Consider the following 14,088-nt stretch of genomic DNA (forward strand, 5'->3'; position numbering starts at 1 on the left):
GGTGGTGCCTATTCAGCCCTTGGCTTACCATGGCGCTCTCTGCAAGGCACCTTGCGACCCAACGACTGCCCACGGCAAAAGGTAACGGAATGCTGGAATCCCTAAAAGGGGCATGGCGCTATCGCCAATTTATTGCCACATCTATTCGTCACGAACTGGTCACCCGTTTTGCCCGCAGCCGAATAGGCGGCGCATGGATGATTATTCACCCGCTTTCGATGGTGCTTATCTACGCGCTGATTCTTTCAGCGGTGCTCTCTGCCAAACTGCCTGGTATCGAAAGCCAATACGCGTACGCCATCTACCTTACAGCGGGCATGCTGGGCTGGAGCTTATTTAGCGATATTCTCAACCGCTGCTTGGGCGTATTCATTGAAAATGCCAATTTAATGAAAAAACTGGTGTTTCCCAAAATAGCGCTGCCCGTCATTATTACAGGCTCCTGCTTGATTAATAACATTGCATTATTTGTAGTGATTTTAGTGGTGTTTGCAGTACTTGGGCATTTCACCCCAGCGACACTGTTGTGGGTGCCACTACTCACGGGTATTACAGTGCTGCTAGCGTTGGGCTTAGGGCTGATGCTGGGTATTCTAAACGTGTTTATTCGTGATATTGGGCAGTTGATGCCTATTATCATGCAGTTTCTCTTTTGGTTTACGCCGGTGGTATACCCCGCAGAAATTGTTCCAGAATCGCTACAAGCGGTATTGGCGTTTAATCCGCTGTTTCACTTAGTAGGCGCTTACCACAGTGTACTGGCCTATGGCCAAGCGCCTTCACTGCTAGCCTTAGGAGGCTTAACCCTGTTAGGCGGAGGTCTAGTGATGATGAGTGCCGTCCTGTTTCGTAAAGCCAGCCCAGAAATGGTGGACGCCCTATGAAGACAAACGCTCACATCGAAAAAAAGCCCCTGCTAGAAATACGTGAATTAGGCAAAGCTTACCGCCGATACCGCAACGAACTCATGCGCGTTGCCAGCTGGTTTAGCACAGTGCATGCCGAAGAAGAGACCTGGATACTTCGCGATATCAATTTCGATGTTGCCCAGGGCGAAGCGGTAGGGATCGTAGGACAGAACGGCGCAGGCAAAAGCACACTGCTGAAAATGATTACTGGTACCTTGCGGCCCACCGAAGGATATATTCGCACCCACGGCCGTGTAGCCGCCATTTTGGAACTCGGTATGGGGTTCAATGGTGAGCTTACCGGCCGCCAAAATGTCATCCACTCAGCTGGACTAATGGGCTTTACCCACGCTCAAATTAGCCAAGCGATGGGTGATATTGAAGCCTTTGCTGAAATAGGTGACTACTTCGACAAACCCATGCGTGTCTACTCCAGCGGCATGCAGATGCGCGTCGCGTTTTCGGTAGCCACAGCGTTTCGTCCAGAAATTCTGATTGTCGATGAAGCTCTTTCAGTGGGCGATGCCTACTTTCAGCACAAAAGCTTTGACCGCATTCGCGAATTTCAGCGCCAGGGAACCTCGCTGCTGATTGTTTCCCATGACAAAGCAGCAATACAGAGCCTTTGTGACCGCGCTATTCTGCTAGAGCAGGGAAGAGTGCTGCAAGATGGCCTGCCTCAAGACATCATGGACTACTACAACGCCATTATCGCCCAAAAAGAGAATGCCAAAGTAGAGATTACCCCGTTAGAAAGCGGTCAAATACAAACGCGTTCCGGCACGGGCGAGGCCAGTATTAACCAAGTGAGCTTACACACGGCTAACGGTAACTCGCTCGAAGTTGTTGATGTAGGCCAGGAAGTAGAGCTGCGCATAGATGTAGCCATTCATGCCGACCTACCCGAATTGGTGATTGGCTACAAACTCAAGGATCGAGTCGGCCAAGACGTTTTTGGAACCAATACCTGGCACACCCACCAAATAGAGCGCACGCTAATCGCAGGCGAAACGCTTACTTATCGGATGCGGTTTAATGCCAATCTAGGCCCAGGCAGCTACTCGGTATCGCTTTCAATACACAGTGGCGATACCCACCTAACCCGTAACTACCAATGGATAGATCACGCCCTGGTCTTCCAAATGGTTAATATGGAAAAAGACTTCTTTTTAGGCAGTAGCTGGGTCATGCCCACCATCGAATGCGAACGCCAAGCCGCAACACGCTCAGCATCTAACGAGTCAGTGTAATGGATTTTTATACCCGTTTTACCAATCACTTTCGCGGCGACAAAAACGCCATTAAAGAGCGCCTTAAGGTGTACGTGCCGCTGCTAGCCCCCATTATGGCGCGCTACCCAGACGCACAGGTGGTCGACTTAGGGTCAGGCCGCGGTGAATGGCTAGAGCTAATGCAGGAAAACGGCTGGCCCGCCAAAGGCATTGATACCAACGAAAGCATGGCCCAAGAGTGCAACGAAAGCGGCCTATACGTTGAAGTGAACGACGCCATTACCGCGTTGCAACACACAGAAAGCAATAGCCTTGCCGCCGTCACCGGCTTTCATATTGCCGAGCATATCCCCTTTGATGGCCTGGTAACGCTAATTCAAGAAATACACCGAGCGCTACTGCCCGGTGGCGTCCTGATTCTAGAAACACCCAACCCTGAAAACCTCACCGTTGGGCTGTGGAGTTTTCACCTAGACCCCACCCATATTAAGCCGCTGCCGCCGCCGCTGTTACACTTTGTGGCAACAGACACCGGCTACGGCAAAGCCCACATTTTACGCTTAAACGGCCCCAAACCGCCGGAAGATGGCGCACCGGTGCGTCACTACTTAGACTGGGTAGTATCCGCTCACCCAGATTATGCACTGATAGCCCACAAAAAAACCGATGAAACCAGCGGCCCCTGGTTTGAGTACCTGGAGCAGCTTACCCAAGCGCAGCAAGGCAGCTTGGAAACGTTGGCAGCCCAAATAGAAGCGCAAACCGAGCAGCTCACCCAGCTCCAACAGCAGCACAGTCAATATGAGCAAATGCTCCACACGTTACGGCAAGAAAAACAGCTGTTAGAACAACATAATGGCCACCTAGAGCACCACCTAAACAGCGTGCTGGCAAGTCGCTCATGGCGGATAACGCTTCCACTGCGCTATGTGATGGGCTGGCAGCGTCAATCAGCACAAGAGAGTGGTAAAGTGCTGAGCCGTTTGGCGCAAATTCCCTGGTTAAAACGGCTGGCGCTGAAAGTGCTCAACCGTTTTCCTAGTCTAAAAGTGCGGATTCTTAGGCACATGGCGGCAAGTGATGGACTGTTTAGCCGGGCAGGGCAGTTCCGCGAAGAAGATTTTCAAAACCTTGAGGCAGAAATTACCGCTGCCGTGCGCCTGGAAGCTGCAGCACTCAGAGATACACCGCTTGCCAAACCGTTAACAGCGCCTCAAGGGGTGCGCCTGCAAGGTCATATTAATGGCAGCTACAGCCTAGCCGCTGTTAATCGCCATTTGCTTAGCCGCTTACACACCAGCTCGCACGTCCCAATACTCTGTTTAGCCCCCCATGAAGGCACTCCAGAAGCACATGTGCGCAGCACCCCAGGTGGCGAGCAAGAAGTTGCCCAGTTAAATGCATTAACCGATGCTAGCGCATGGCAAACGCTCGCCCAAGAGCAGCGGGTTGCGCTCTATCACCACTACCCGCTCATCGAGCCGGACCCCACCCACGGCTTGCCCATCGCGCTGTTTTTCTGGGAAGAGTCCTGGGTGCCCAGCGAGATGGTTAGCACCCTCAACCAGCACTATGCCGGGGTAATCGTCACTGCGTGGTTTGTAAAAAAAGTGCTGATGGATAGCGGCTGCACCCTGCCCATTCACGTAATAGCGTTACCGCTGGTCGCCAACCCGCACGCACAAAAGAGCAGCGCCGCTGACCTTTCGCGGGTAGCGGAAAAGCACAGCGTGAGCCTGCTGCATGTCTCGTCTGCCTTCCCCCGGAAAGGGGTAGATGTATTGCTGCAAGCGTTTGAAACGCTGGCAGCGAACGACCCAGCCATCACGCTTACGCTTAAAACGTTCCCCAATCCGCACAACCAAGTGGACGCTTGGGCCGAACAATACGTAAGCGAAAAGCACCGGGAACGTTTGCACATCATTATGGAGGATTATAACGCCCAGCAAATGGCCGAACTTTACCAAGCGGCCGATGTGGTCGTCCTACCCACTCGGGGCGAAGGGCTAAACATGCCCGCCATTGAAGCGGGAGAATTCAGCCGTGCATTAGTGGTAACCGGTTATGGCGCCCACACTGATTTTACCCCGTCAAAGCATTCGGGCTGGGTAAACTACTGCTTCGACCACGCTCAGTCTCACTTCAGCGCCGGCCAAGCAGTATGGGTAGAACCCAGCGTGAACAGCGTAGTAGAGCAAGTGCAGCAACAGGTGCAGTTGTTACGCCAGGGCGGCGAGCGCGCAACCCGTGCCGCTAACGAGTTGCACAATGCCATGCAGGCGCGCTTCTTCGCCCCTAGCGCAGTAAATTCGGTGCTTAGCGCGCTAGGCCGTCTACAAGCGGTTGCTCACTCGCCGGTGCCCACACTGGCTATTAGTCTATACACAAGCTGGGATGAGCCATGCGGTATTGCCCAATACAGCGCTCACTTAGTCGAGGCGCTACAAGCGAAAGACCCTGCGCTCGCGGTCACTATTCATGCGCCGCAGCTAGCCAATAACAGTACCAATAACAGTACTAATAACAGTAATAGCGCCCCCCAAGGCAAGCTCAGCCAGCACCGCTGGCAGCGTGGCCAAAGCCCCACGTTGACAGAAGCCACTGGCAACGTTGTATGGCTACAGCACCACTTTGCCTTCTACGAGCTAGACCGAGCTTTGCAAAGCGAAGTACAGCATAGCCGACGCCAAGGTAAGCGGGTGTACATCACCCTGCACACCACGCGCCCCGTGATCGACTTTGATACACAACGTCGTCGCACGGTAGCGGCTACCCTCGCCGCGTTTGACCGAGTGTTCGTGCACACCCTCGACGACCTCAACTACCTAAAGCGTATTGGCCTAACGGATAACGTTACTCAGCTCCCACAAGGCGTCGATACGTGTCAAACCCCACCGGCAACCAGCAGCCGCCCAGCGCCCATTATTGGCAGCTTTGGTTTCTTGCTGCCCCACAAAGGCGTCAATACGTTAATCGAAGCCTTTGCCGCCTTGCGCAAACAGCAGGCACTGCCGGAAGATGCCAAGCTTCGGCTGGTAACGTCCGTGCGCGACGAACCAAGCTCCCAAGAAGAGCTAGCTCGCTGCCAGCGCACCGCCAAACGGCTAGGCGTTGATAGCCACATCGAGTGGCTAACCGAGTTTCTGCCGCTGGAAGACGCCCAGCGTTATCTCTCTGAATGCAACGTGGTGGTGCTGCCATACCAGTACACCCAAGAGTCCAGCAGCGCTGCAGTACGTACCGCCGTAGCAGCGTGCCCCCATATTTTGACCACCCCAGCACCGATTTTTGATGAAGTAAAAGAAGTCGTGTGGCAAACCCAAGGGTTTGATAGCCCACACATTGCGGCTGGCATAACCCACGTGCTTAACGCGACCCCAGCGCAGCGTGAACGCTACTACCAAGCAAGAGAGCAGTGGCTGCATCAGCGTAGCTGGCCTACGCTCGCCACCCGCTATCACGGCCTGTTAAGCGCTGCATTAGTTGACCACGTGCTTCACAAGGCTGACACAATTCAGGTTGACACCTAAGGCTAGCCAGCCACAATACCCCATCAGCAGTAGCGGGCTGCCCAGGCAGCCCGTCACACTATTTTGTGTGTTAAATGAATGCATGTTGAATGAATGAATGTTGAATGCATACCCCTTGTACCTATGAAGAAAGGAACTGCGTCATGAACGCGATCGTGACAGGAATTACAGGCCAGGACGGCGCATACCTCGCAGAACTGCTGCTAGAAAAAGGCTACACCGTTTACGGTACCTATCGTCGCACCAGCTCGGTCAATTTTTGGCGTATTGAAGAACTCGGGATTGAAAACCACCCCAACCTACACTTAGTCGAATACGACCTCACCGATCTTTCCTCCAGCATTCGTTTGGTGCAGCAGTGCAAGCCAACTGAAATCTATAACCTTGCCGCCCAAAGCTTTGTGGGCGTCTCGTTTGATCAGCCGCTCACCACCGCTGAAATTACCGGCCTGGGCGCAGTAAATCTGCTTGAAGCCATTCGTATCGTGGACACCTCTATCCGCTTCTACCAAGCCTCCACCTCAGAAATGTTTGGTAAAGTGCAGCAAGTGCCGCAAACCGAAGCCACGCCGTTCTACCCCCGTAGCCCCTACGGCGTTGCCAAGCTCTACGCCCACTGGATGACCATTAACTACCGCGAGTCCTACAATATTTTCGCTACCAGCGGCATTCTGTTTAACCATGAATCGCCCCTGCGGGGCCGTGAATTCGTCACCCGTAAAATCACCGACGGTGTAGCGCGCATCAAGCTGGGCAAGCAGAGTCATCTAGCCCTGGGCAACCTCGATGCCAAACGCGATTGGGGCTACGCCAAAGAGTACGTAGAAGGCATGTGGCGCATGCTGCAAGCCGACACCCCCGATACCTATGTACTGGCCACCAACCGCACCGAAACCGTACGCGATTTCGTCACGCTTGCTTTCAAAGCCGCTGATATCGAACTGCGCTGGGAAGGAAGCGAAGAAAACGAAATTGCCCTTGATGCGGCCACCGGCAACACCGTGGTAGTGATTGACCCTAAATTTTACCGCCCGGCAGAAGTAGAGCTACTGATTGGCAGCCCCGCCAAGGCCACCGCCGAACTCGGTTGGAAACCCACGACCACCTTAGAAGCGCTATGCAAAATGATGGTAGCCGCCGACCTAGAGCGCGTAAAAAACGGCACCGGCGGTTAAGCAAATCTATTCAGCGCTTAAGCCAAATAACCAAGGAGCCACCATGCCAACGTGCCTGGTAACGGGCGGCAGCGGCTTTACCGGCCGCTACCTCATTGCCCACTTAAAACACCAAGGCCACCGCGTGGTGGCCCTGGCTAGTCAACCGTGCGGTGCCGATGAAACCCACCCCATTGACCTCAATGACAGCAAAGCGCTAAGCAACCTTATAGCGCAAGTCGCGCCCCAGCAGGTTTACCACCTGGCCGCACTCTCATTTGTAGGGCACCCCACGCCGCTCGATTTTTACCGCGTCAACGTGCTTGGCACCGAAACGCTGCTGAAGGCGTTAAGCACGCTGCCGAAGGCGCCCCGGGTGTTATTGGCCAGTAGCGCCAATGTTTACGGAGCAAATGCCCAGGCCAGCATTAACGAACACGTGCCCCCAGCGCCGGTAAACCACTACGCCGCATCAAAGCTAGCGATGGAACACATCGCGCGTACCTTTGCTGATCGCCTGCCGCTGCTCATTGCTCGGCCCTTTAACTACACCGGCCCAGGGCAGGCCGCACACTTTTTAATCCCAAAATTGGTGGCTCACTTTCGCCAACGCGCCCCCTATATCGAGCTAGGCAACCTTGACGTAAAGCGTGACTTTAGCGATGTGCGCGATATAACCGCCGCTTACGTCAATGTGCTACAGCAGTGGCCGCAAAACGCCAGCAGTGGTGATGTATTCAACTTGGGAAGTGGGCAAGCAACAGCGTTAAAGGAAATTCTGCACAGGCTGGAAGCGCTAACCAACCACACGCTTGAAGTGCGCGTAAACCCCGATTTTGTAAGAGCCAATGAAATACCAGAGCTAAAAGCCGATACCCAGCGCCTGAAACAATGGTGCCCAAGCGCTAAACAACGGCCGTTAGCAGAAACGCTGCGTGATATGTTGGCAAACGGCGCGCCTGAAACAAGCTAACCCGCTGCGCCTAATCGCTACGTCAGCATTTGTCGGTAACGTTGCCACAACGGGCGCTCAACGCAAAAATGCCCAATGATAGCTAGGCATGTGGTGAGCGCCACCACCGCCACGACGCTGTGTTCCAGCCCTGGGCGAAACAGAGCCAGCAGCCACATAGCAGGGAAGTGGAGCAGAAAAACCCCGTAGCTGAGCGCGCCCAACAGGCGTTGTACAATGTGCAGCCAAGGTGCAACCCGAAGGCGAGAGAACAATACAAGCAGTGGAAACCCAACCGCAAAGCCAAGCGCTACCTCTAAATTGTAAGGCGCCCGCCACTCAACGTGCATAAACAGCCAGCCTGTGTAGGCCGTTATTACCGCCCACAGGCTGAAAAGCAGTAAAGATTTGACCTGGGTCAAAGAAGCCGCCAAATCGCGGCTTTGCCAAACACCCCCCACCACAAAAATGAACAGCACGCCGGGCAGTAGCCGGTAGCCAAAAATATCCGTGTTCAGCAGCGGGAGTTGTGCCAATACAAACACGCCGATGCTAAGTGCCGCCGCTAACGCAGCAAACTGCCAGCGCACAAGAAGCAGTGGCACCAGCAGATAAAACTGCAGCTCCACCGCCAGCGACCACGCGGGGGGCAGCAGGGTAAAGCGGTCGATGCCACTTACCATGTAATAATTCAGCGGCACAATCAGCACATTCTGTACCAGGGCCAACATTGAAAGACCCTCCGAGATAAAATAGCTCTCAGCCCCCAATGCCCAGGCCAACAGGCTAATCAGCAAGGCATAACCATAAAGGGGAGCAATGCGCCATACCCGGTCACGATAAAACCAGCGCAGCTTATCGCTAACGCGCTGAAACGCAAGACGTTCCCAAAGCCGGCACACCACGTGCCCGGCTAACAGATAAAACACCACCACGGCACTCACCCCCAGGTTAAGCCCAGCCACATAAATATGCATATGGCTGAGCAAGACCAGCAGCGCTAACGCAAAACGCAAAACACCCATGTTAAAACCTTATATTTCATTCGATAGAAAGGGAGCGACGATGCTTACACTGGCTAGCCACGTGCAAATCGTGCAAATGCTGCTAGATTAACTTCAGCAGCCTTGGAATTGTCACAAACACCACTATAATGGGTGTGGCTAAAAAGCAGGAACGTACTAAAAAAGCGGCCAGCAATAAAGCGTAAACAAAAGGTATTAGCAGCATGGGTAATTCAGGGGGAACCTTTCTTGCCTTTTTAGTTGTGCGGTTATACCTCTTTTTGCGGCCGAAACGTTCCTTTCGATTAGCTTTGTGCCACAATGGTAAACCAAGCCCAACGGCATGTACTTTGCGCAAGGTAGTGTCACGGGGTTGTTGAAATTCGTGCTGAACGAATTGTTGACTTAGATTAGCAGCTCATGCATCTTTGCTGGAGCTGTACAAAGCAGCGGTAAACTCGTCGATCTAGATCGCGGTACCGATTAGGAGAAAATGGATAATGGCTTTAACCAAAACACAAGTTTCTGAGCTCTACGTAGCCATATTTAATCGAGCTTCGGAAGGCGAAGGTAATGCTTACTGGCAGGGGCTTGGCCTTTCCAGCGCCCAAGCGGCCGACGCGATGCTCGCAACTACCGATGCACAAGAGTACTTTGGCGACACGCTGAACGACGACCAAGCATTCGTTGAGTTGATCTACGCCAACACGCTTAACAAAACGCCGGAAGACGACGCAGAAGGTATTGCTTACTGGACTGGCCTGCTGGAAAGCGGCCTGAGCCGTGGCGAAATGGTTGCTGCATTAGTAGCTGCCGTTGCGGACTACGCTGATTCTGAAGACCCGGCTACTCTGCAAGCCTTCCAGCAGTTCAACAACCGCGTAGCGGTTTCTAACTACACCGCTGATAACTTAGAGACAGTTCCGGCTGACTACGCCACGTCCTTGAACTTTGGCGCAGACCTCACCGTTACAGCGGACAGCGCAACAGTTATCAACGCCCAAACAGCAGTTGATGCACTGGTTGAAGCCCAGCCGGAACCACCGATTGATCCAGGTGTTGATGGCGAAACCTTCATTCTGACTGACGGTCGTGACAACATCACTGGTACTGACGACAACGACACCTTCATTGGTACCGTTGGCCAGAACCAGAACGGCGCAGTATCCAATGCGTTCGCCACTGGTGACGTTCTTGACGGTGGTGCAGGTCGTGACAAGATCGAAGCGACCATGATCAACGACAACGAAGTCGAAGGTCTTACTAACACCGCTCCGCGTCCAGTCACCAAGAACATCGAAGAAGTTTACATCGAAGCGCTGGAAAACGTGACGCTTGATGCAACGCGCATGGAAAACGTTGAGCAGTACTGGGCCGATTTCGGTCGCGGTAACATGACGTTTGAAAACGTCAGCCTGCAAGGCGACAACCTGAGCATCACCAAAGATGTGACTTTCGGTATTCGTGATACGCAGTTTGATACCAACTTCACTGCTGAATTCGACAGCCAGTCGTTGATTCGTGAAGCCGCTAGCCAAGTCAACTCTTCGCTGCTGGTTCGCATCGCGGACGTAAGCACTGAAACCCCGACCACGCCGCTGGCCAACGTCGACCTGAACCTGAGCTTCAACCTGGGTGGCGAAACCGTTACCTTGGAAGGCGTTCGTTCTACCGACGGCACTTACCCAGGCCTAGCACTGGCGCTGCGCAACGCGCTGGAAGAAGCAGGCTACGGCGACATCAACGTTAACCTGTCTACGCCGTACGATCAGGTAACTGTTGGTCAAAACACCGTTAACCTGGACTTCACTGCACAAGAAATTCTGCTGACCGATCCGGCCGGTAACGAATTCAGCAACGTGAACTTCACCCAAGCGGCAATTCAGCCGGTTGCAGACGGCTTCCTAGTGGCCGGTAACGCTCAGCCGCAAGACCCGTCCTCTACCAGCAGCCTGATCGAGTCTAACCTCGTGCTGGACAACGCTGGTCGTGGTTCTATCGCGGGTGACGTGAACATCGGTGGCGGTTCTAACTCTGATCTGGGTGTTGAGCAGTTCAACGTTCTCGTTGATCGCAGCAGCAAGATTGAGTCTTTGAACACTACTAACGATAAGCTTCAGAACATCGTTATTAGCTCTATCGGCGCAGCGGGCAGCCTGTACATTGGCGCTACCCAAGCTGACCTGACTGAAATCGACGCGAACGCGTTCGAAGGCGCTGAGCTGAGCCTGGGTGAAGGAACGGTTGTATCGGATCTGGTAAACCTGGATGCCGGTGGCACTTCTGCAGACGTAACCTTTGTTGCTGATTACGACGGTGCTGGCCGTGCTTCTGACGCGCAGTCGTTTGTGATTAACACCGGTTCTGGCAGCGACACCATCACCGCTGATCTGACCGGTACGTCTACTTCTGGTAGCACACAAGCCAGTCTGACAATCAATGCAGGCGCTGGTAACAACGTTATTACGTTGACTTCTACGGATGATGAAGTTAACGAAGCAACCGTAGTGACCGCTGGTGGTGCTGACACTGTGACCGGTGGCGCTACTCACCTGACCGCTGAAACGGGTGCTGGTGCAGATACCATCTACGCTGAGAACACGGGCTTTAAGGCTATTTTAGAAATTGATGCTTCCGCCGGTCAGTTAGTAGCTGCAGGCGACGCTCAAGACGTTCAATTCTTGTTCGGCAAGCAGATCCAGGTAACCCTAGAAACTGATGGTGTTGTCGGTGGTGCTGATGGTCTTGTAGATGGCTTTGAGAGTGGTTTAATCGACATCGTTGATAGCACCTCTGCTCGTTTGACGACTGTCGAAGATCTGAACAACGCTATCCTTAAAGCAATTAACGAAGATCCTAAGCTGAGCAAAATTGCTACTGCTTCTGTTGATTCTAACAACGTTGTCACCGTTCAGTACCTTGTTGACGGTCTGCAAGTAGAAGCTGGCGTTGAAGTTAAGTTCTTCGGCAGCAACTGGGCAGATTTGACTGGCACTCAGCAAACAGCTATCCAGAATGCCTACTGGGAACAAGAGCAAGACTCTACTATCAACGTTGCAGCTCGCTATAACGCTGCAGTAAACGTTGTAGCTGGCTCTGAGACAGTTATCGACTCTGCGGATGCAAACGCCTTCAGCAGCATCACTGTTGGTGGTGTGTTCGCTGCTGGCGAAACTATCAGCATCACTGTTGACGGTACTACTTACAACGTCGAAACAGTTACTGATGAAGCTACTACAGCGTCAAATATCGCTGCTACGCTGAATGCAAATGGCATCACTGCAGAAGTGGACAGCGGTACTCCTGCACAGGTCAATATCGCTACTACTTCCACTGTAACTACTACAGTTGGTGATCTTGCGACCACGACTGCTACAGTTGCTGCTCAGTCCTCTCTGGGTACAGACTCTGGTACTGTAGGCGTAAACACTGTTAACGCTGGTGCGGGCGATGATGTTATCGTTCTTAGCTCCAACGACGGTACTAACGACACTGTTGAATTCGATGCGGGCGGTTTTGGCAACGATACCATTGTTCACTTTGAAGATGGTGCAACTGGTGACGTTCTGGACTTTAGCGCTTGGCTGAACAATACAGTAGATGCATCAACAGGTAACTCTAACAACCTGTCTGAGCAGCGTGTTGCGGGAACTATCGATGCAATCACTGCTATCGGTGAGAACGGCGTTGCTATTACAGACTTCACTGTTCTTTCTGGTGCTGCTACTGGCACGGTTGAGTTTGAAAGCCTGACAGGGGCGCAAGTGCTGACTGCTCTGAACAACGGCGGAACGTTTGGGTCGGCTGCAGCATCTGCTAACTTGGTTCAGAATGAACTCAAGTCCATCCTAATGGTTGAGAACGTCGACAACCTGGGTGAGTACAAGGTTTTTGAAGTGACTTCAGGAACTACAGCCGCTGACGATAACTTTACCGGTGCAACCCTGGTAGGTACTGTTGACTTCGGTGAAACTCAGGTATTTAATGACGCCAACATCGCTTAATCTCCCTGAGATTAGCTAAGCACTACTAGGCAAGTCGTTCGCGAAACTGCCTACGCCCCCAACGCTCATTGAGCCGCGGGGGCAACAAAACCCCAGCCTTTTGGCTGGGGTTTTTTGTTGGTTGCAGGGTTGCTCGGCAGGGCATCGGTTTTGCGTTGCCCCTGTGCTATTCTGCGGCACACAGCGTCAATCAACGAGAGGACGATATGCCCCGTTATGTTGCACTAAGTAAATCGACCCACCGCCACGCGGGCTTGGTGCCTAGCGGCCTAAGCCATGCACTGGGGCAAGCGGCGGTGCCCGTAGTAGCGGAAGAGCTGCCCCACCTAATGCCGACCATGGCACTGGCCTTTGTGCCTTCTTCCGCTCAGCAAGATGAGCTGGAGTTGGTGGCCTTGCAGTCACTTCAGGCAGGTGTAAACGTCTACGTGCACACCAATGGCCGCTGGATTGGCGGCTATCAGCCCGCTTGGTACCGTGCGCACCCGTTTAAGCTGCTGCCAGAGGAAACCAGCAAACGCCAAGTGGTCTGTATCGATGAAGAGGCCGCCGCGTTAGAGCTAGAAGCCAGCGAAGGAGCCACGCGCCTGTTTAACGATGAAGGCGAGCCGACCCAGCGCTTAAAAGACACTATTACCTTTTTAGAAAAAGTAGGTAATGCGCAAACGCTAACGCAACGGTTAGTTAACCAACTGCATCAGGCAGGCGTAATCGTGCCCTGGCAGGTAACGGCGCGCAATCCGGAGAGCGAAGCAGGGCGGCAGGTGCCGGGGCTTCATCACATTGATGAAAACACGCTTAAAGCGCTTGCCCCCGAAACACTTGCCGAACTCGCCCAGTCAGGCGCGCTAACGGTCGCGTATTCGCAGCTACTGTCCGAGCACCGCTTAAAAGGCTTAGAGCGCTTATATCAGCTGCGTAACGCCGCTGAAAATGAAACCCCCAGAGAAGAGATGGATTTAGAAGAGCTATTTGATAGCGGCGAAGACGACGATATCACGTTTAATTTCGATAGCTAATTGATGCATAAGGAGTTTTTTTATGGCCGATGAAGCGCAAGTCACCATCGGTGGCGTTACTTACCAGCAAAGTGAGCTGAATAACGCCGCTAAAGTACAGCTAAAGCAGTTACAGGTGAGCGAGCAAGAAATCGCCCAGCTTAAGCGTCAGCTAGCCATTGCCCAAACGGCACGGGCGGCCTATGCGGGCGCGCTGAAGGCGGAATTGCCGGAAGACGTAAAGCACTAACAAAAAACCCCACCGCTGAGTGGGGTTTTTAATGCCGGGCTGGCTTAACACGTGGG

The 14,088-nt window shown here is 53.3% G+C and carries 9 protein-coding genes; 8 read left to right on the forward strand and 1 reads right to left on the reverse strand.

Annotated features, from left to right (window positions below):
- Positions 1–89 precede the first annotated feature (89 nt).
- From LOS15_RS03225 to LOS15_RS03245, 5 genes are all read left to right on the forward strand, one after another.
- Positions 90–884, forward strand: a complete 795-nt coding sequence (locus LOS15_RS03225) for an ABC transporter permease (RefSeq protein ID WP_263068074.1) — start codon at positions 90–92, stop codon at positions 882–884.
- Positions 881–2,158 carry an ABC transporter ATP-binding protein gene (locus LOS15_RS03230; RefSeq protein WP_263068075.1) on the forward strand — a complete coding sequence of 426 codons (1,278 nt, stop codon included), beginning with the start codon at positions 881–883 and terminating at the stop codon, positions 2,156–2,158. The genes LOS15_RS03225 and LOS15_RS03230 overlap by 4 nt, the downstream gene beginning before the upstream one ends.
- Positions 2,158–5,670 carry a glycosyltransferase gene (locus LOS15_RS03235; protein WP_263068076.1) on the forward strand — a complete coding sequence of 1,171 codons (3,513 nt, stop codon included), beginning with the start codon at positions 2,158–2,160 and terminating at the stop codon, positions 5,668–5,670. The genes LOS15_RS03230 and LOS15_RS03235 overlap by 1 nt, the downstream gene beginning before the upstream one ends.
- A 143-nt stretch (positions 5,671–5,813) precedes the next feature.
- On the forward strand, positions 5,814–6,845 hold the full coding sequence (gene gmd / locus LOS15_RS03240) for a GDP-mannose 4,6-dehydratase (RefSeq protein WP_263068077.1): 1,032 nt from the start codon (positions 5,814–5,816) through the stop codon (positions 6,843–6,845).
- Positions 6,846–6,888: 43 nt separating this feature from the next.
- On the forward strand, positions 6,889–7,797 hold the full coding sequence (locus LOS15_RS03245; RefSeq protein ID WP_263068078.1) for a GDP-mannose 4,6-dehydratase: 909 nt from the start codon (positions 6,889–6,891) through the stop codon (positions 7,795–7,797).
- A gap of 17 nt (positions 7,798–7,814) precedes the next feature.
- Here the strand turns inward: LOS15_RS03245 and LOS15_RS03250 are convergent, their stop codons facing one another.
- A complete protein-coding gene (locus tag LOS15_RS03250; protein ID WP_263068079.1) occupies positions 7,815–8,801 on the reverse strand; it encodes an acyltransferase family protein in 987 nt (328 codons plus the stop codon).
- A gap of 479 nt (positions 8,802–9,280) precedes the next feature.
- On the opposite strand from LOS15_RS03250, the gene LOS15_RS03255 reads away from it, so the two are divergent.
- The 3 genes from LOS15_RS03255 (at position 9,281) to LOS15_RS03265 (ending at position 14,032) form a co-directional block, all read left to right on the forward strand.
- Complete coding sequence (locus LOS15_RS03255) at positions 9,281–12,784, forward strand: beta strand repeat-containing protein (protein WP_263068081.1); 3,504 nt, start codon at positions 9,281–9,283, stop codon at positions 12,782–12,784.
- Between the two features lie 206 nt (positions 12,785–12,990).
- Positions 12,991–13,803 carry a SapC family protein gene (locus LOS15_RS03260; RefSeq protein WP_263068082.1) on the forward strand — a complete coding sequence of 271 codons (813 nt, stop codon included), beginning with the start codon at positions 12,991–12,993 and terminating at the stop codon, positions 13,801–13,803.
- 22 nt (positions 13,804–13,825) lie between these two features.
- A complete protein-coding gene (locus tag LOS15_RS03265) occupies positions 13,826–14,032 on the forward strand; it encodes a DUF6447 family protein (RefSeq protein WP_263068083.1) in 207 nt (68 codons plus the stop codon).
- Positions 14,033–14,088 lie beyond the last annotated feature (56 nt).

Source organism: Halomonas sp. 7T, from assembly GCF_025643255.1.
In the GTDB taxonomy this organism is placed as follows: domain Bacteria; phylum Pseudomonadota; class Gammaproteobacteria; order Pseudomonadales; family Halomonadaceae; genus Vreelandella.